The organism is Vulcanisaeta distributa JCM 11217 (genome assembly GCF_001316005.1).
In the GTDB taxonomy this organism is placed as follows: domain Archaea; phylum Thermoproteota; class Thermoprotei; order Thermoproteales; family Thermocladiaceae; genus Vulcanisaeta; species Vulcanisaeta distributa_B.
Genome location: NZ_BBBJ01000004.1, coordinates 64491 through 82043, shown reverse-complemented (window position 1 = coordinate 82043; position 17553 = coordinate 64491). Strand labels below are relative to the sequence as shown.

The following is a 17553-nucleotide window of genomic DNA, read 5'->3' as shown; positions in this document are numbered from 1 at the left end:
CGCTCATCATTAAACAACGGTTCCTATAAATGACATTACAATACCAAGCATTACATAGAGGATAAGCCACAGTACGGCATTACCCCCCCTAAAGTACCTACTCATTAATGTGCCAAAGACTCCAAGAATGATCACCGGAATCACGGGTATCCAAAACACCCTAACCAGGTACATCGTATAATTCGTAACTGAGGCGCCCAGCAGCGACACGGCGCCAAATACCAAGCCCTTAATTAACGCATCGTATATGGCCCTCCTATGCAAGCTCGTCCTCAGTAACGAACCCCTCCTCATCAATAATGCTCTCTCGATATGGCTTAATGAGCTCCTTTCCTCGATATACTCAGCCATGAACGCCGTTATTAGATTTATCGTCGTAACTATAACCACTAATTTAACGGTACTTCGCATGGTCTCGCCCAACACGAGCGTCGTCAAAACACTATCCAGGAAACCAAGCACTAGGTACCTACCGTCAATACTTACCATACTCACCTCTCCTTAAGTAGTTGAGGATTAAGCTCAAGTATGTACTCACCAACAATCACCTGGTCAATGCTCCTAATTGCACCACCCAGGTCCTCAATAACCCTCTTAACATCGTCATAATTTATGTTGTCACCCTCAATAACGATAACCAGGCCGAGAACCTCGACGTCCGTGTCGGTCACGGTGACGTTAACGGCCTTAACACCGCTAACTCTGCCCAACCTATCCGCAAGTTCCACGGTAGAGACACTACTTGGTATATCAACATCAAGCACAACCCTACGTAACCCACCCAATTTAGATCAAAACAAATAGAGTATACCCCCCCTACTTAAGTATTTAACCCAGCATCGGAAAATAAGTTTTAAATGAAGCCCAACTAAATAGTGTAATATGTCTTGGAAACCAAGTGAGGATATAGAACGAGATAAGGAACGAGCTGCAGAATATGAAAAACTATACAGCGGATTCACATTCCATGGACCATTAACCGTTGAGTTAAGGACAGGCATTATAATAGCTGCTAGGTTCGCGGATAAGTTAAGGCGTGCGGCATTCGCGGCTTTTTCGAAGATGGTTCCTGAAGACGTTATACTTAGGGATATAGCGGAGTTGAATAAGGCTGTGTATGAGAGATGATTAAGAGGAACATTGATAAGCTGGCTCTCGTGAGGATAAGCGTCGTGGTTTCATACGATCAAAAGGCAAATAAGCTTAATTTCTCTGATTTGAAGATTGAAAGATTATACACGGAGGATGAAGTGAGTAAGATTGTTGATGAGAAATGCGGTGAGTTGGAAAGGAAGATTGAGAAGATAAGGAGCATAATAGGCTCGATATGAGCATTGAATAATCCGCCCTTAATTAAAAACCACGTGCCTCTTTACCAATAAGCATTAGGAGTACGGGAAATTCCTCAATACAGTCAATACCAAGGAATCTGCACAATTCCTCATCATAGAAGGCGCCCACGGCCCTAACACCAAGCCCCAACCAGTGGCCGCAATATACATATTCTCCATGACCGCGCCAGCGTCAATAAGGACATACCTCAAGGCCCTCTTCCAATATTTCCAGCGTGTTCGTGAGTAAAATGCCGTGAGTATGATTACTATCGACGCCCTACTGACATGGTCCTGTCCAAGGGCTAGGTCAGCCATTAATGAATTAAACCGACCCAACCTAAGGATTTCTAATGCGTGGCTGAATGGGTCATAGTGATAAAGCCCTTCCCTTAACCCCGTCACGTTATGAATCACTGGGTAAGCCTCAATGGGCTGTAAAGCACCCGCGGATGGGTATGCACGAAGTGGGTATTTATCAAGCCCATAGGCCTGGGTCCAGCCCGTAATACCCAGCCCTAAGAACAATATTGTTGCTAAGTCATCAATACTTATCGGTTCATCGATGAAGTCCTCCGCACTTCTTCTTATGGTAATTGCATTGCTTACAGTCATTGTTATGCCCTTGGGACTTGGCAACTTAATCACATGGCTACTCCTCACCATCCTCAATGGAGGCATTACGCCAGCCCTCCTGGGCCAGTACTCATCCCTATAATGCCTCATTAGGAAGTCACAGGCAGCGCCGACATCCTTACCTATGAGTTTCCTGAACATAAACAAAGCCTCACTGGGTATTACATCCCTCAACACCTCATCCTCACACATAAGGAATTCAACAATAGGTATTCATTGTTTTGATTTAAACCCTAAGCATTGCATTACCACATGACTACTCAATAGGCAGGTTACCCTCCTTAACCTGCCTTATTTCCTTGGTCTCAAATCCCTGTTTCACTGATACTATGAAGAATACTATTGATACGGCTAACGCAATTAGGTAGTCCCATGGATATTGAATGTAGCCCATTCCCAGCGAGCCCATGTAGGATAAAGCGCCAAACACGATCATGTAGCCAATGAACCAGGTACTCGCCTTAACCTCCTTACTAACGTAATCATTCCTCGACCTATAGTATAGATACGTAATACCCCCAATCAATATTAATGCGAACGCAGACCAATACTCGTAAAACGGTAGTGCGCCGACTACGAATCCGTAATAAATCACCATAATTAACGCGATCCAGAAAATCGCTGAGAAAGCCATGGCCTCGCCATTGCCCATACCAATGGCCTTTCTACAACCTAGTATTAGTAATGGTAAGCCAAAGGCCGTTATCACAATATATATATATATCCCCCCCGATATTGATAGGAAGAGCAGGTCCCAAAACGTCAGTGCCTTTCTCAGCTTTACACCTGTATTTGCTGTAGAACTTTGTTCATTTCCTATATTTCTGGTGAAGGGGGGTCACGAGATCGAGATATTTAGAAAATTTTTAAGCTTTACTCCAGTGAATTATTTACGTTGGAGTTTTTCGATGATTGCTCCTGAACCACCTTAATATTTAATGTCTTGTAAAATATCTTTTCATTAAGCCAGTTAATGTTGGAGGACACGTAATCAACCTTCTTCCTCATCTCGTAATCCCTGGGCTCTAGACTGAGTAAATCCAGGTAAAGCTCCTCCATAACCCTCTTAGCCTTTAACGCGAAGTCCAAGTTATTCTTAATCATCTCCTCAGTTGCCTTTCTACTGAGCTCGCCCGTGAAGTCGGCAATACCGTTTATGTAGGGCTCGGCATCGACACCTAACTCGCCCGGGCTTGGTATTCTGTTCTCGGTCATGAAGAACCACATTGTCATGGCCTCAACGTACTCCTGGAGACTAATTACTGCGTTATTATAATACATTGGGTACTTGGCGATCAATTCCCTGAGTTTATTAACGAGATCCTGCATCTCTCTTATGTATTTACGCGCAGTCTCAATGTCATCCCTAATCAATGAGTATATTACGGACTTAGAAAGCCTATTCACCTTAACCCCAGTCTCAATAACCTCATCCTTAACCTCCTCAAGCTCCCTCAACCTCGTCCTCAATCCATCGGTGTCAATCATACGGTTATGGCATTAGCCCAAACCTTAAAAATCAATTGCCATTAATAATTCATGTGGTATTTCCCGTATTCGGTGGCGATTTATTAAGTGATTTACTAGGCCTTATCCTTAAGTCCTCGGACCTGTATCTCAGGACCTCGAAGGCCATTAGCATTAGTAATGGTAGGGTAAGGATCATGGGGCATGAAATTGATAGTTTCTATGTGGTAGCCATTGGCAAGGGCTCGATTGGGATGGCCAAGGCCATTGAGGATGCTGCTTACGACAAAATAATTGATGGCATTGCCGTGGTGCCCAAGGGAACTCCGGGCAACCTACGGAAAATAAAGATTCTAGAGTCAACGCATCCATTACCAACTGAGGCGAGTGTTAATGCTGGCTTGAAGATACTTGATTTACTAAGTAATGTTAGGGGGGGTGGTGATTATGTACTATTCCTAATAAGCGGTGGCGGCTCAGCCTGGTTGAAGTACCCATGAAGGGTCTGGGTCTCGAGGACATTAAAGAGGTAAATAACCTGCTACTGAGGAGTGGAGCTACTATTCATGAGATAAACACCGTGAGAAAGCACCTATCAATGACGAAGGGAGGAAGACTAGCCAAGGAGGTGATTAAGAGGGGCGGTAGGGTAATAACGTTAATAGCAAGCGATGTACCTGGCGATGACCCGGCAACAGTTGCCAGCGGGCCAACGGTTCCCGACCCAACCACGTATAAGGATGCCATAACCATACTGAGGAATAGGGGGGGTCTTTGGGATAAGGTACCTAGCACCGTTAGGGAGGTTCTTGAGCAGGGTTTGAAGGGCATGGTTGAGGAGACGCCTAAGGAGTTGGTTAATACGTGGAATTACGTGATTGCGAGTAATATGGACGTGCTCACTGACTTGGCAAATTATGCAAAGTCACTTGGTATGGAGTCCTTAATACTCACGTCTAGGATGGATGGGGGGGAGGCCAGGGAGGTTGGTAGGTACTTGGCGAGTATAGCCCTAGAGGCCAGGTTTAGGGGGGGTGTCCCAATTCGGCGCGGCCTAATCCTATCTGGTGGTGAACCGACGGTTACGGTGGTGGGTAACGGTAGGGGGGGTGGTAGGACGACAGAAATGTGCATGGGCTTCGCATTATCAGTGAGGGGGGGCGTTGATGGGATCTCCATGATTTCCATGGCAACTGACGGAATTGACGGAAACATGGATGCGGCGGGCTGCGTCGCCGATGGCCACTTAATTGATGAAGCCATTAAATTGGGCATTGACCCAGTAAATGAGTTACGTAATAACAATACCGCGGTCATATTCGAAAGATCAAGCACCATAATACGTACCGGATGGACGGGCAGTAACCTAAACATTGTCACAGCAATCTACGTCTCGGGCTATTAAAGTAGTGGAAATGGTTCAATCTCCTCAAGCTTCTCCGGGTCAACACGTAGCCTACCCATGACCGCCTCCTCAAAGTAATCAGTGGTGACGAGGGCGTTGGCTATACCCTCCTTAAGATTAAATTCCTTAATCACGCCAAAACCCGCCAGGAAACCCCTACGCATTAAGCCAATGAATATATTATTAAAGAGCCTGGACGGCACCTTAACCACGCCACCATGCCTAGTGACCTCGGCCACATTATCAATTACGTAATGACCACAATTATTAACCACGCACTCAACCACCGAGTTTCCAATGAGCCTGTCCAACCCTATATTGACACTAATTAACTCGTTACTCAAGTACCTACGTAAGGCTTGATTCCTCAGAAATCTCCTCTCGTCCGGAGTCCTAGGTCTCACGTACTTTGGCCTAGAAACATTAATCACCTTAACGCCTGATCGCAGGTGTAGGTTGATGCCTATGGACACGACGTAATCCGCGCCAACGGCATCAACCACGTTTCTAATCAACTCGATACCTCCATCTTCAACCCAGCCAGGCATGTCGATTAGCACGAGACCAGGTGTTCTACTGAAGGCCTCCCTAACCATGGCGCTAACACCACTGATAAACCTACCAACGCATTGCGATGGACTATTACAGCCAATGAAGAATCCACTCATCATGTGCAGATCTTCGAGTGTCGGCGTTGGTAATCCAACGCATGAAAGCCCAATGACGCCTGGAGGCCCTATTGATGACTGACCAACATCGGCATCCACGACGCATGTGCTCAAGCCCTTTGTCACGTGCTTATTCAATAGGTACGTTGTTAGCGTGGTCTTGCCGGAATCAATATCGCCTACGATCAAGGCAATACCCTCGAGGCTAATTCCATCCCAATCACTCGGTATCGTACTACCATCAACATACCTAACCGAGCCACCATTAACGGACAATGTGCATGAACCCCCCCTGGCAAATATGGGCAATGCCCTAAACCTCTCAACACTTAGGGAACCACTCACGGGGGGGCAACCCAATACCTCGCATTGTCCATTGACCACATTTACCGTGGCGGGGCCCTCCACGATTAAAGTACCATCACTAAAACTCAGTGTTAAGGAACCCACGGGGGAGTAAGCCATAGATGCGTTTAAGTGCTTTATTGCAAGTGAGGAAAGGCAAAAATAGCGGTGTTTAGCATTTACGGCTGTAATGAACGAGTTAATGATACGGAGGGCAATACTGAGCGACGTAGAGCAGGTAATAGGGTTCACTAGGAATACGTTTCAATGGGGCGATTACGTACCTAGTGCTATTAATGAGTGGGTTAGTGAGGGCACGGCCTACGTCGCAATTATCAAGGACAGAGTGGTGGGTGTTGTGAACATGGTATTAATAAGGGAAATGAGCACGGCATGGCTCGAGGGATTAAGGGTTCACCCCAGCTATAGGCGGATGGGAATTGGTAGGGCATTAACGGAGTACGTACTCAATGAGGCCGTGAAAAACGGTATCAAGTACGCAATGTTGATGATCGCTGATTGGAATGAACCAAGCCAACGCCTGGCAAAATCCCTGGGATTCCACGAGGTGCTAACCCTATTCACAGGCGTGGCGAGACCAAGCCAGGTAAGTACAGTCCGTGGAGAGGCAATGCGGGAGGTAATCAGAAATGCGTTGGGAAGAACCAATGGTTATTTCTGCACCACGAAGAAGCATTGGATGTGTACGAGGGCAACCGAGGATTTCGTAATGACCATGATAGACGAAGTATATATTGGTAGGGGCATAGGCCTCGGCGAATTCTCGGTAGGACCACCGACAATACCCACCAAAACCGAGGTATTGGCCACGGAGAATGGCGATTTCGAGAATTATTACGGCAGGTTCATTGTTTACGAGAAGGAACTAGGCCAAGCACAGGCAAAAGCTTAAATTTCTTGGTTCTCGGCTTTCCCTTGGGCCGGTAGTCTAGCCTGGAAGGATGCCCAGGGGGGGCTAACGCCCCGCATAAGCCTTGCACGCGGGAGATCCCGGGTTCAAATCCCGGCCGGTCCACCACAATCAATACTCACGAGACTATCCTCCTAGCCTCCCTAACCATCTCCTCTATTTTGGCCATGCTTACCTTCACATATTCAATCGTGTATTTCCTCTCGTGGAATCCCCATACGTGTAGATCATATGCAGCATTCCAGCCATCAAGTACCCAATAACCGAGTTCCTTCGCCAGTGTCTTACTAGCCATGCCGAGTAAGTACGTGTGCCATCTACCCTCTCATAAACTCTTGGTACTCGGGTATTTTATATTTCTCGGCTAATGCTTTGATAACCTCCTCAGCAGCCTTGTAAAGCTTCTCACTGGCCTGAACAGCATCACCCTTATTAATGTATTCCCTGGCCTCGTTCAAGTATTTCTCCGCGATGCTCATTCTTTCCCTCATGCTCTCCTCAGGGTCTTGAATACTTAAGGCATCAAGTAATAAATCGGCCACGTTTACTCCCTTACTCATTAACTTCCTGATTAATTCATCAATATTACTCATTCATTAAATCATAAAGGCCATAAGTATATAAATCCTCCTCCTGAATGAGTGGTACATCCTTCAGTTTTCTCTGAACAGCTTTTATGAATTACCGCGCCAAAAAGCCCTTCTTCTGGGCAGTATATCTATTACAATGTTATTCCTGGCATCAGTTACGTGAATTATAACGGTCAGGCATACGCCATACCCACGCCCAGTGTCGAGTTTAATGAGACCTGGCTGATAATGAATTTGTTCAAGGTTATCCACCAACGTACCTTGGTCGATCGCCCTGATTTATTTACGTAAATTAAAATCTCAATTTAACCCTTAATACGCAGTGGTTAATGTTTCCCTGAGTAACGCTTACATAGGCGCTTTAGTAACTCTAGATAATGGTTAGCGGCTTTGTTATGTTTAATGGTTTGGTTTATTCGTCATTCAAGCCCTTGGTTAGGGCTGAGGCTATGGTTGTAGTTGGTGATAGGGTTACTTATGTCGGTGATGAAGCAAGGGCGTTGAGGATTGCGGATGCCCTAGGGCTCGAGGAGGTGGATTTAAAGGGCCGTGTTGTGATGCCGGGATTTATCGACGCCCATACACACCTGGACTCGATAGGCATTAACCTGGCGACTCTGGATTTAAGGGGGGGTGTTGGTAGTATTGAGGAGTTGAAGGGTAGGCTCAGGGAGTATGTGAAGAGTGTTAAGACCAGGTGGGTAATGGGTAGGGGGGGTTGGGATCAGGAGTTATTTAGGGAGAGGCGTTGGCCGAGTAGGTTTGACATCGATGAGGTGGTTAGCGATAGGCCCGTTGTGCTGGTTAGGGTCTGTGGTCATGCTGCCGTGCTTAACACGAGGGCTATGGAGTTAACTGGGCTCTTAAATGCGGTGGATAGGGATGTGATTAGGGATGAGAGGGGGGGTAGTGCCACGGGTGTAGTTGTTGAGCGGGCTTTGGATAGGGTTGAGGAGTTGGTGAGGGGGGGCTCATACACACTTGATGATTATAGGGGGGGTTCATGATGAACTCCATGAAATACGCAGCATCGCTTGGTGTCACGACCGTAGGCTTCGTATCGGTGGATCTCAAGAGCCTACAATCACTGATAATGATTGAGAGGGAGTTCGGTAAGTTACCGATTAGGGTTAGGGCTTACCTAAACCCATTCGACCATGGGATTGATGCCATTGAGTTACTGAGGCAGCTCGGCATTAGGGCTGGCTTCGGCTCTCAGTACCTGAGGATTAATGGTATTAAGGTCATCGCCGACGGCTCGCTTGGCGCCAGGACCGCCTGGTTATCGAGACCGTACAGTGATGACCCAGGTAATTCCGGTAGACCGAATTACGGTTTTGAGGAGTTAATGAGTATTGCCAGGAGGAGTAGTGAGCTGGTCTTCAACTCGCCATTCACGGTATTGGGGATAAAATGGTTGAGGTAATACTCGATATTTACGGTAAGCTGGGCAACGCCCAGGTGCTTAGGCATAGGATTGAGCATGCATCCGTGTTAAGGGAAGACCTAATCAAGAGGATTAGGGAGCTTGGCATCGCGTTAGCCGTTCAGCCTCACTTCGTAATTACTGATTGGTGGGTTGTGAATAGGGTTGGCGCTGATAGGGCTAGGTACGTATACCCATTCAAGACGCTGATCGATAATGGCGTAATGCTCGGCTTCAGCACAGACGCACCCGTCGAGCCATTGAATCCATGGGAAACGGTGTATGCGGCGGTCACTAGGGGGGGTTGCTATGAGGGTATAGAGCTGTGTAAGTACACGGAGAATGAGAGGGTAAGCGTGGCAGGTTCACTTCATTACTACACATACGGCTCTGCATACCTACTCCGTGAGGAGAATGAGCTTGGAAGGCTCGAGCCAGGTTACCTGGCCGACTTCATAATAATTGATAAAGACCCACTAAGCATAAGCGATAAGGAATTAAGAAACATAAAGATAATAGAAACATACGTGGGAGGACAAAGAGTGCACCCATAACCTCATTAAAATGCAGCCCTCTCCTGCACAGTTCCCTGTATTAACCTTCCCTCCTTAAACCTGCTCAGCCTGAATATGTCTTTGAATGTCCTCACTTTCCCATACTTTACTAATTCCGTGACTATTAGGGCGAAGGCTGGCGCCAACTTAAAGCCATGACCGCTCAAGCCAACAACCACTATTAAGTCCTTAACCGGCTCATCAATTATAGGCATCCAGTCAGGGGTAACGTCGTATAAACCCCCCCTCCAACCACCCAGGTATTTGGCGTTTATGAACCACGGCATTCTCTTGGCGGCATTCTCCATCACATTAACGGCATAGTCAAACTCAGGCTCAGCTAGTGGGTTGAAGTCGTCTGGGTTGGGCCAAGCATCCTCTGGTGGGTATAGTAAGCCCATTAAACCGTAGCGAGAGCCCTCGGGCCTTATGTAGAAGTTGTTCACGTAATCAAACACGTTAGGCAGTGACCTGCCTATTTCGACCCTAATCACCCTCTCAATGATGTTCTTGATCGGCAGGTTTAATTGTGGTAGTAGTTTTTGGGTCCAAACGTTGGTTGCAATAACGTAGTGATTGGCCCTCACAACCTCACCACTATTAATGAGCCTCACGCCAGCTACCTCATTACCTTCAAACTTGACCTGGGCCTCATCAATCACAAGCTCAACACCCAACTCCCTAGCCCTATTCATTACGGTGTTTGTGTATAGGCCCGTATCAACATAGCCGGCGTCCTCCTCGTAAACGCCAACCTCACCCCCCCACGTAGTGCTGGCGTTAAGCGCTTCACGTACCTCATCACCACTTAATAATCGAACATTAGCGCCAATACTACGTAGCATATCAAAGGTTCTCCTCATGCCGGCCTCATCATTACTAATAACCAGGAGGCCCGTCTTCGTAAATACATCAACGCCGAATTCCCTCTCAAAGTTCATGAAAAAGCCATGACTGTAATGCGACATTCGAGCCACATCCTCATTGGCGTAATAACTCCTAACGAGACCTAGGGAGTAGGCCGTCATTCCCTGGGCAACCCCACGCTTATCAATTACCAAAACCCTAAAGCCCTCCTTAGCGAGGTAATACGCCGTCGTCACTCCCGTGGAACCTGCACCAATCACAGCAACATCGAATGCCTTATTCATGGCTAATCCTCACTTGTCACTGGGAATCAGTTTATAACTAGTACGTGACTGACCAATTGATTAGCATGGTAATTGCATGCACGAGGGATTGCTACGACACATGCATATTCGACGAGAACTACAAACCACTTAACATATTCCCAATTAACGGCTTCACATGCGCTAGGGGGGGTAGGGCCGACCTAATTAGGAATGAGAGGAATAGGGTTACTTCAGCTTACATAGATGGTAAGGAGGTTAGTGTTGACGAGGCCATTAAATACGTGGCAAAGCTGCTCAGGGAAGTCATAAAGAGGAATCCGGCAAGGATACTACGCACGGACTATGACGGAAACCAGGGATTACTCACGTGGTATTATCCAGACAGGTTATTTAATGTGATTGGAGCTTCACAGACTGATAGGTCGATATGCTCTGCCGAGGGTCATGCAGCCATTAAGGCGCATTACGGCACTAGTATGGGCGCTTTGCCGGAGGATTTCATTAAGTATAAAGCTGCCGTGTTCTGGGCATTCCCGGCCAGCGTGTCGGCACCGCACATATGGGCCTTATTTATTAAGAAGTTTAAGGTGGCTATTGATGTTAGGCTTAGCGACACGGCTAAGAAGTCGGATAAGGCAGTCATAGTTAAGCCTGGTACCGACGTGTTTCTTGCCATAGGCATTATTAAGGTGTTGATTGAGGAGGGCCTTGTCGAGGGTAAGGTCAGGCACTTCGAGGAATTAGTAAGCTACGTTGGGAGGTTTTCGCTTGATTACCTGTCAAGGGTTAGTGGCGTGTCTGTTGATGACATTAGGTGGCTTGCCGAGTTTTACCATGATCATAAACCATTAACATTGATTGGCTTCGCCCTTGGCCGCTCATTAAATGGTGGTGATGCCATAGGCATGATCTCGTTAATCCCAGCCCTGGTCGGTCTTGAGAGGGGTTATTACTACTCGAACTCCTTGGGTTGGGGGAATAGACTTTGACTACCTTAGGGGGTCTTCACATGGCTAGGTCATCCAGGGTTATACCCATGGCTGACTTTGGGGATTATATTGAGCGTGGCGAGGTCGATATCGTGTATGCCTGGAATGAGAACCCCCCCGTGGTTACCCTACCAGGTGGTGACAAGCTGATTGAGGCTGTCCGTGAGGGTAGGGTTGCGTTGATTGTTCATGACCCGTATTGGTCCGAAACGGCTAAGTTGGCTAATGTCGTTATCCCAGCGCCGACATTCCTCGAGAAGTATGACGTAGTTTATAGTTATTGGCATGATTACCTGGTTTACAACGAACCAATTAAGTCCCCCTAAGGGTATAGCGGAGGTTGACTTAATACGTAGATTGGCTAGGGAGCTTGAGATCTCTCATCCACTGCTTCTTGAGGATCCCTGGGAGGCCGTGGATAAGGCCATAAGGCCGACCGGAGTTACACTGGAGGAGTTGAGGGAAAGAAAAATCGTTAAGATCAAGCCAAGATACCTGCCATTAACGAGCCTGACGCAGCCCCACTGCCAAACCCCGTAGAACCCAGTGAATTGGGGGGGATAACGAAGTTCGCCTAATCTTTACCTCACACCCACTTTACACTAATACGCAGTTCCGCGAGGTTTATGGTGATTTAGAGCCCGTGGTTTATACCCATGATTATGAGGGCATCGTTATCCTGGAGAATGAGTTTGGCAATGTTAGGGTTAGGGCCGTTAAGGATAGTAATGTGCCTCCCGGTGTTGCATTAATTTACAAGAGTAGCCTTGTCGATCTTGATGGCAAACCTATAAACGCAATCACGGGTCGTGTTAAGGGTAAGTACGCAGGTACGCCATTGCTTAACGGTGTTAAGGCTAGGGTTAGGGTCGTGGGTAAATAACGTATGTTTTATCAACTTATCATTGATAAACTTAGTTATTTTTGCATTGCTTACGGTAATAAGTGAGTTAATAGTAGCTTATTTTTACGGTGTGGAATTATTATTTTTAGGGACATGTTTTTAAACTATGACCATTAACGGGGGGGTAAAATGGTCGTAGAGCTTACTAAAGGGTCCACCAGGAATTTAAGGAGGTTGCTGAAGAATCTGGGCTTAACCGTGGGTAGGTGTTTTGATGATTTTGAGTTCACATCATTGTTGAGGAGTATTAATAGTAAATATGGGGGATGATTATTGGTTACTTGGTTGGAAGGAGCATAAAGCCAGTGATTACTCATCAATCTTCGTATTAACGCTCATCGATAGGTATAATAGGGAGTACGTGGTTAGGATTTACGTTAGCGTCAGCACCATAAGCATGGTATTTCCCATTAATCAGCTTAACCTTACTGACGAGGTCACGGGAATAACAATGCTAATTAATGGAGGTACCGTTAATTTGTCGGGCAGGGTATTCTGCATATCCAATATTAGGATTAGGATTGTGACCTAACTTATTCCTGCATTCTAACGTGGACTTTCCTCCTAAACTCCTCTATTTGTTCCCTGGTTATTTTGACATACCTAGAAAGTAATTCAATAGGCACATAGGCGAACCTATCACTTAATCTCCAGGTTGGCCACACCTTACCGCCAATGTTTATTTTGGCGCCGCAGAACTTGCACCTGCCATCCTCCGTTAAGTTAACCTCTAATATGTCGAAGCCCCTCCTCCTAATAACAACCCTACCGCAGTTTGGACAGTAGGTGTTTTCGAGCTTATGCCCTGGAACATTACCAATGTAAACGTACTTAAGCCCCCCCTCCTCCTTAGCCACCTGAGCATGTTTCTCCAGCGTCTCTATGGGTGTTGGCGGTAGGTAATCAACCTTATAATCGGGGGGGTGAAACCTAAGGAAGTGCATGGGTGTCTCAGGCCCTAGGTTATCCACAACCCACCTAGCCAGCTTACGGGCGTACTCAAGGTTATCGCCTATTTCCGGGACTACGAGGTCTGTAACCTCGATGAATATCCCCCCCTTCCTCTTCATCTCAAGGAGCGTCTGGAATATGGGCTCTGGGTCTGGGACTAATGAGAACTTCCTTAGGAACTTGGGCTCGGCATTACCCTTAAAGTCCACGGTAGCTGCATCGAGGAACTTAGATATGTAGTCAACGGCCTCGTCGGTCATGTACCCGTTAGTAACGAATGTATTAAACAACCCCCTCTTCTTTGCGAGGATTCCGACGTCATACGCGAACTCTGCGAATATCGATGGTTCATTATACGTATATGTGATTCCCTGGGTCCCGTAGGTCTCAGCTAGTTCAACGATCTTCTCTGGGGGTTACCTCGAACCCCCTCGAGGACTCTTCTCTGGCTTATGTCGAAGTTCTGGCAGTATTGGCATGCCCAGCTGCAGCCGTACGTTGAGAAGGATAAGACCATGGAGCCTGGGTTAAAGTGGTAAAGTGGCTTCTTCTCGATTGGGTCCACGCTATTGCCGATATCTTGCCATAAACCATTAAGTAAAGCCTGCCACCTAAATTCCATCTAACACCGCAAAATCCATATTGCCCATCAGAAAGCCTACACCTCCTTGCGCATGCCGTGCACTCGACCCTACCGTCCGGCAACGCCTTGTATAATGTCGCCTCCTTCATTAGGCTCACATTTAATCATTAATTCATGATTAAAAACCTTATGAGGCAAGCAAGTTTCCTTAATCAGCACGTGGTTACGGAGGGGGGGGTATGTTTTTTAAACGGCCCACTGCATGAAACCAAGATATGCCAAAGAAAAGAAAGAATCGAGGAAGACACAAAGGAGATAAGGGCAAGGAACCGATGGTTTATTGCGACAATTGCGGTAAGCTAGTACCTAGTCTAAGGCCGTTAGGGTCACTGTGCCTTACTCACCAGTGCCAGCCGACCTCGCCAGAGAGCTTGAGAAGCAGGGCGCTATCGTCCCTAGGTACTACGTCACAAAGACCTACTGCATAAATTGTGCAATTTACCTAGGCATACTGAAGGTCAGGGCTGAGGATGAGAGGAAGAGGAGGATTTCATTAACGAAGGCGCCTGTGCGTAGAGAGACGATAACAGCGCCGCCGGTAACAAAGCCCGCTCAAACACAGGCACCAGCAACCTCAACATCACAAAATACTCAGGGAGCGCCAGCAAAACCCTGAGTTTAAATAATGTACGGCAGTAACTCTTATAAGACATTTCAAGTTCATGATAATGCATAATGGAGCATAATGAGGAAACAAGGAGGATGGAGCTGCCCAACACAGAAACTGTGAGGAGGGGTCCAGGTAAGCTTGAACTGGTGTTTATCGAGAGCCCCCCCAGAGACTTTATGAAGGACTTTAAGGTGGTTTTCGACTTATCAATAATAAGGGAAATAACGCTTGGTAGGAGTCCTGAGAACATGGTCATAATACCCGACCCAACAGTATCTAGGAAGCATGCGGTAATAACGATGGTTGGTAATGAGTTATTAATTAAGGATTTAAATAGTACGAATGGCACGTACGTACTTGAGGGTGGGGGGGCATTTAAGAAGATAAGTGAGTATAGGTTTAGTGGCGATGTTGTTATTAGGCTTGGTTACTACACCGTTATTAAACTATCATTAATGACGGAGGAAAACCCATAGCACTAAGTAGCTTGTGGATTCACGAACCTACTTAACACAGCCAGTATTTCATTAGTACTTGACGGTCTTAATGATGGGTTTAACTCAAGACCCCCCCTCATTATCAATGATGCGATTTCAGGCGGTACGTCAGGTCTATAACTGGTTATTAAGGGTATTATGGCCTGCCCACTACTTAGCCTATGAATATGTGGGTTTACTCCCGTTAACATTTCGTAGAATATGCATGATAGTGAGTAGATATCCGACCTAACGTCGGCAATACCCTTACTAACCTCAGGGGGGGCCGCGTAAGCGATTGAGAATTGCGATACGTAGGACTTACCGCCAACCATTATCTTAGCCGCGCCTAAGTCGCCAATCTTAACGATCCTCCTTTCCCTATCCTTAAATAGTATGTTCTCGGGCTTAAGGTCTAGGTGTATTATATTCGCCTTATGGAGCTCGGCCAGCGCAAGCGTTATTGAGTACGCCAACCTCAAGAACTCACCGAGTTCTAGCGGTCCCTTCTCCCTCATTAAATCCCTCAGTGATCCTCCCTCCATGAACTCCATAACCACGTAAGGCGGCTCACCCAGGTAATCCTCCAGTGACTTGTACGGGAGCTTCTCGTCAGGTGGTATGTGGACCTCGAACACCTTAACAATGTGCGGGCTTTCAATAAGTAGGTACTCACTCATCTCCTTCTTGAATGACGAGAGCACCTTTGGGTCATTAGCCAGCGGGTTACCCCCCCTCGAATCCCTATCCTTAAGAACCTTAATGGCGTAAACTCTACCCCCCCACTCATCCCTGCCTCTAAGCACGTAACTAAAACCACCGGTGGCAACGACATCGTCTATTAAGTACTTACCGCCTAACCACGCGCCTAACCATGATAATGGTGGTTTCAATCCCCTAACAAACCTTAGCCTGGTTGGTCTTAAGTACATTATTATAAAGACGAGTATTAAGGCGGTAATGCTCAGCCAATAAACCCTAATCACCGGGTATACACCGTAAACCAAGGTCACCAGTAATACAGCCACCGAGACGTAGCCAGGGAATTTGCGCATCATGGGCACTGCGGATATTATTGACGGTATTAATGCCATGTATACGTAGGGTTGATTTAGCACTAGGAGAAACACGGCGGCAGGTATTATTAGAAGCACGCCAATATATGTTATCGCCTTATCAATTACATCCTCAGGGAAGTCAATCCTATACATTAGGATTGAACTTCTAATCGCTATTATGAAGGATGATGCGAATATAAGGAGCGAATTAATTAGTAAATAGAGCGCCGGAGGTGCGGGATTTACATAACCCCTATAGAATAGGTATAGAACGTATAGCAACATTAATACAATCATAGCCCTTAAATCAGCAACCCTTAACGATAAAACCAGCACTATAATCCCTAGAAATACCGCTAATACATCATAAACATAGACATTACTCATGATAAATACCATGGATAATGCAAGGATTATCTCTGAAATCAACGGTATTAAGAACCAGTTATTTCTCAATGGATACTTCCTAAATAATTCATAAAATAACACGAATAATGAAACCACGATTAACGCCCGTGCAGCATTAATACCGGTTATAAATAGTAAACTTATGAAAAGCACAATCCCCCCCGGTAATGCCTTAAGTACCTTATTAACGTCGGTAATCAGCACGTTAGTTATTCTTTAAAGTCCTAATTTAAAACGTTATTTAGATAATGAATGAAGAGGGTTCACGTACTCGTTAAAGGCCTGGTCCAGGGAGTTGGTTTCAGGGCATTTGTGAGGAGGAATGCCAAGAGACTGGGCGTTAAGGGCTTTGTTAGGAATTTACCTGATGGCTTCACGGTAGAGATAGTTGCGGAAGGGCCTGATGATGCCGTCGACCAATTAATAAGTATTGTTAGTAAGGGGGGGCCTCCCGGGGGGGCTGTGGTTGAGGATGTTGATGTGGAGTATGAGGAGCCCAGGAATGAGTTTAGCGATTTTGAGATACTTTATTAACGTACTTAATTAAGCCGCCGCCGCACGGTCTAGGTCCCGAATCCAGGAGGTCCATTATCAACTGCCTAGCTGTATCTGTCAAGTCAAGGCTTAATGACTCCCTTAAATCGACAAACCTCAGCTCAATGGCATCACTCGATGCCCTGGGCTCACCACCAACGGGCTCAATTAAATAATCCAGCAGTAAGAAGTGGTACTTAACCCTGCCCTCCTTATCTCGTTCTATGTATTGGTAAATACCGAAGAGGCCAGTCACTTTGCCAATAATGCTGGTCTCCTCCTGTAACTCCCTCAATGCTGCCTTATCTGGGTCCTCGCCTGGCTCAACCATACCACCAGGTATTGACCACTTACCCCCCCTATTGGGCTCGGCGTCTCTCCTTATTAGCAGTATCTTATCGTCTTTAATGACTATGGCGCCAACGCCAACTAATGGATACCTTGGGTACTCCCTACTCATTTAGTGGCTTGGCATGTCTTAAGTTAATTAAGTA

The 17553-nt window shown here is 46.5% G+C and carries 23 protein-coding genes, 1 tRNA gene and 4 pseudogenes; 16 read left to right on the top strand and 12 right to left on the bottom strand.

Going from position 1 to position 17553, the window contains the following annotated elements:
* Positions 1 to 9 precede the first annotated feature (9 nt).
* A complete protein-coding gene (locus tag JCM11217_RS05300; protein ID WP_054842297.1) occupies positions 10 to 489 on the bottom strand; it encodes a hypothetical protein in 480 nt (159 codons plus the stop codon).
* Between the two features lie 2 nt (positions 490 to 491).
* On the bottom strand, positions 492 to 764 hold the full coding sequence (locus JCM11217_RS05295) for a DUF211 domain-containing protein (RefSeq protein ID WP_243666457.1): 273 nt from the start codon (positions 762 to 764) through the stop codon (positions 492 to 494).
* A 118-nt stretch (positions 765 to 882) separates the two neighbouring features.
* Here JCM11217_RS05295 and JCM11217_RS14130 point away from each other — a divergent pair, with 118 nt between their 5' ends.
* Both JCM11217_RS14130 and JCM11217_RS14125 read left to right on the top strand, forming a co-directional pair.
* A complete protein-coding gene (locus tag JCM11217_RS14130; RefSeq protein ID WP_243678442.1) occupies positions 883 to 1128 on the top strand; it encodes a DUF2258 domain-containing protein in 246 nt (81 codons plus the stop codon).
* Entirely contained in the window at positions 1125 to 1331 is a 207-nt protein-coding gene (locus JCM11217_RS14125) for a hypothetical protein (protein ID WP_243678441.1), read from the top strand. The genes JCM11217_RS14130 and JCM11217_RS14125 overlap by 4 nt, the downstream gene beginning before the upstream one ends.
* Before the next feature lie 54 nt (positions 1332 to 1385).
* Here JCM11217_RS14125 and JCM11217_RS05285 read toward each other — a convergent pair whose 3' ends face one another.
* From JCM11217_RS05285 to JCM11217_RS05275, 3 genes are all read right to left on the bottom strand, one after another.
* Positions 1386 to 2159: a SagB/ThcOx family dehydrogenase gene (locus tag JCM11217_RS05285; RefSeq protein WP_243678440.1), complete on the bottom strand. Its 774-nt coding sequence runs from the start codon at positions 2157 to 2159 to the stop codon at positions 1386 to 1388.
* Positions 2160 to 2223: 64 nt separating this feature from the next.
* On the bottom strand, positions 2224 to 2676 hold the full coding sequence (locus JCM11217_RS05280) for a hypothetical protein (protein WP_054842296.1): 453 nt from the start codon (positions 2674 to 2676) through the stop codon (positions 2224 to 2226).
* A gap of 164 nt (positions 2677 to 2840) precedes the next feature.
* Positions 2841 to 3455: a haloacid dehalogenase gene (locus JCM11217_RS05275; protein WP_054842295.1), complete on the bottom strand. Its 615-nt coding sequence runs from the start codon at positions 3453 to 3455 to the stop codon at positions 2841 to 2843.
* Between the two features lie 53 nt (positions 3456 to 3508).
* Here JCM11217_RS05275 and JCM11217_RS14120 point away from each other — a divergent pair, with 53 nt between their 5' ends.
* Complete coding sequence (locus JCM11217_RS14120) at positions 3509 to 3934, top strand: DUF4147 domain-containing protein (RefSeq protein WP_243678439.1); 426 nt, start codon at positions 3509 to 3511, stop codon at positions 3932 to 3934.
* Positions 3931 to 4839 carry a DUF4147 domain-containing protein gene (locus JCM11217_RS05270; protein WP_243678438.1) on the top strand — a complete coding sequence of 303 codons (909 nt, stop codon included), beginning with the start codon at positions 3931 to 3933 and terminating at the stop codon, positions 4837 to 4839. Before JCM11217_RS14120 ends, JCM11217_RS05270 begins: the two co-directional genes overlap by 4 nt.
* Here the strand turns inward: JCM11217_RS05270 and JCM11217_RS05265 are convergent.
* Positions 4836 to 5957, bottom strand: coding sequence for a Clp1/GlmU family protein (locus JCM11217_RS05265; RefSeq protein WP_054842361.1), 1122 nt, complete (start codon positions 5955 to 5957; stop codon positions 4836 to 4838). The two genes, JCM11217_RS05270 and JCM11217_RS05265, sit on opposite strands and share 4 nt — an antisense overlap.
* 85 nt (positions 5958 to 6042) lie before the next feature.
* Between JCM11217_RS05265 and JCM11217_RS05260 the strand changes: the two genes are divergently transcribed.
* Both JCM11217_RS05260 and JCM11217_RS05255 read left to right on the top strand, forming a co-directional pair.
* Positions 6043 to 6765: a GNAT family N-acetyltransferase gene (locus JCM11217_RS05260; RefSeq protein ID WP_054842294.1), complete on the top strand. Its 723-nt coding sequence runs from the start codon at positions 6043 to 6045 to the stop codon at positions 6763 to 6765.
* 25 nt (positions 6766 to 6790) lie between these two features.
* Positions 6791 to 6891, top strand: a tRNA-Ala gene (locus JCM11217_RS05255).
* 10 nt (positions 6892 to 6901) lie between these two features.
* Here JCM11217_RS05255 and JCM11217_RS05250 read toward each other — a convergent pair.
* Positions 6902 to 7376, bottom strand: a pseudogene (locus JCM11217_RS05250) (PaREP1 family protein).
* An 81-nt stretch (positions 7377 to 7457) separates the two neighbouring features.
* On the bottom strand, positions 7458 to 7625 hold the full coding sequence (locus JCM11217_RS14115; RefSeq protein ID WP_243678437.1) for a hypothetical protein: 168 nt from the start codon (positions 7623 to 7625) through the stop codon (positions 7458 to 7460).
* A gap of 305 nt (positions 7626 to 7930) precedes the next feature.
* Between JCM11217_RS14115 and JCM11217_RS05245 the strand changes: the two are divergent.
* Positions 7931 to 9353, top strand: a pseudogene (locus tag JCM11217_RS05245) (amidohydrolase).
* Between the two features lie 5 nt (positions 9354 to 9358).
* On the opposite strand, the gene JCM11217_RS05240 reads toward JCM11217_RS05245, so the two are convergent.
* Entirely contained in the window at positions 9359 to 10504 is a 1146-nt protein-coding gene (locus JCM11217_RS05240; protein WP_054842293.1) for an FAD-binding oxidoreductase, read from the bottom strand.
* Between the two features lie 44 nt (positions 10505 to 10548).
* On the opposite strand from JCM11217_RS05240, the gene JCM11217_RS14110 reads away from it, so the two are divergent.
* The 6 genes from JCM11217_RS14110 to JCM11217_RS05230 all read left to right on the top strand — a co-directional run bounded on the left by JCM11217_RS14110 (position 10549) and on the right by JCM11217_RS05230 (position 12911).
* The gene (locus JCM11217_RS14110; RefSeq protein WP_243678436.1) at positions 10549 to 11475 is read left to right on the top strand and encodes a hypothetical protein; all 927 of its coding nucleotides are present in this window, start codon (positions 10549 to 10551) and stop codon (positions 11473 to 11475) included.
* Positions 11472 to 11801, top strand: coding sequence for a molybdopterin-dependent oxidoreductase (locus tag JCM11217_RS14105; RefSeq protein ID WP_243678435.1), 330 nt, complete (start codon positions 11472 to 11474; stop codon positions 11799 to 11801). The genes JCM11217_RS14110 and JCM11217_RS14105 overlap by 4 nt, the downstream gene beginning before the upstream one ends.
* Complete coding sequence (locus JCM11217_RS14100) at positions 11761 to 12015, top strand: hypothetical protein (RefSeq protein WP_243678434.1); 255 nt, start codon at positions 11761 to 11763, stop codon at positions 12013 to 12015. Before JCM11217_RS14105 ends, JCM11217_RS14100 begins: the two co-directional genes overlap by 41 nt.
* Before the next feature lie 103 nt (positions 12016 to 12118).
* Entirely contained in the window at positions 12119 to 12358 is a 240-nt protein-coding gene (locus tag JCM11217_RS14095) for a hypothetical protein (RefSeq protein ID WP_243678433.1), read from the top strand.
* Between the two features lie 150 nt (positions 12359 to 12508).
* Positions 12509 to 12649, top strand: a complete 141-nt coding sequence (locus JCM11217_RS14090) for a hypothetical protein (RefSeq protein WP_243678432.1) — start codon at positions 12509 to 12511, stop codon at positions 12647 to 12649.
* Positions 12639 to 12911 (top strand): hypothetical protein, encoded by a 273-nt coding sequence (locus JCM11217_RS05230; protein ID WP_243678431.1) that lies wholly within the window; start codon positions 12639 to 12641, stop codon positions 12909 to 12911. Before JCM11217_RS14090 ends, JCM11217_RS05230 begins: the two co-directional genes overlap by 11 nt.
* Position 12912: 1 nt before the next feature.
* Here the strand turns inward: JCM11217_RS05230 and amrS are convergent.
* Positions 12913 to 14062 (bottom strand): annotated as a pseudogene (gene amrS / locus JCM11217_RS05225) (AmmeMemoRadiSam system radical SAM enzyme).
* A 183-nt stretch (positions 14063 to 14245) separates the two neighbouring features.
* Between amrS and JCM11217_RS05220 the strand changes: the two are divergent.
* Together JCM11217_RS05220 and JCM11217_RS05215 are read left to right on the top strand one after the other, a co-directional pair.
* Positions 14246 to 14589: pseudogene (locus JCM11217_RS05220) on the top strand (30S ribosomal protein S26e).
* Positions 14590 to 14648: 59 nt separating this feature from the next.
* Positions 14649 to 15059: an FHA domain-containing protein gene (locus JCM11217_RS05215; RefSeq protein ID WP_054842292.1), complete on the top strand. Its 411-nt coding sequence runs from the start codon at positions 14649 to 14651 to the stop codon at positions 15057 to 15059.
* 2 nt (positions 15060 to 15061) lie between these two features.
* Here JCM11217_RS05215 and JCM11217_RS05210 read toward each other — a convergent pair whose 3' ends face one another.
* Entirely contained in the window at positions 15062 to 16729 is a 1668-nt protein-coding gene (locus JCM11217_RS05210) for a serine/threonine-protein kinase (RefSeq protein ID WP_054842291.1), read from the bottom strand.
* 48 nt (positions 16730 to 16777) lie between these two features.
* On the opposite strand from JCM11217_RS05210, the gene JCM11217_RS05205 reads away from it, so the two are divergent.
* On the top strand, positions 16778 to 17059 hold the full coding sequence (locus tag JCM11217_RS05205) for an acylphosphatase (RefSeq protein ID WP_054842290.1): 282 nt from the start codon (positions 16778 to 16780) through the stop codon (positions 17057 to 17059).
* On the opposite strand, the gene JCM11217_RS05200 is transcribed toward JCM11217_RS05205, so the two are convergent.
* Positions 17034 to 17519 (bottom strand): NUDIX hydrolase, encoded by a 486-nt coding sequence (locus JCM11217_RS05200; RefSeq protein WP_054842289.1) that lies wholly within the window; start codon positions 17517 to 17519, stop codon positions 17034 to 17036. The genes JCM11217_RS05205 and JCM11217_RS05200 overlap by 26 nt on opposite strands.
* Positions 17520 to 17553 lie beyond the last annotated feature (34 nt).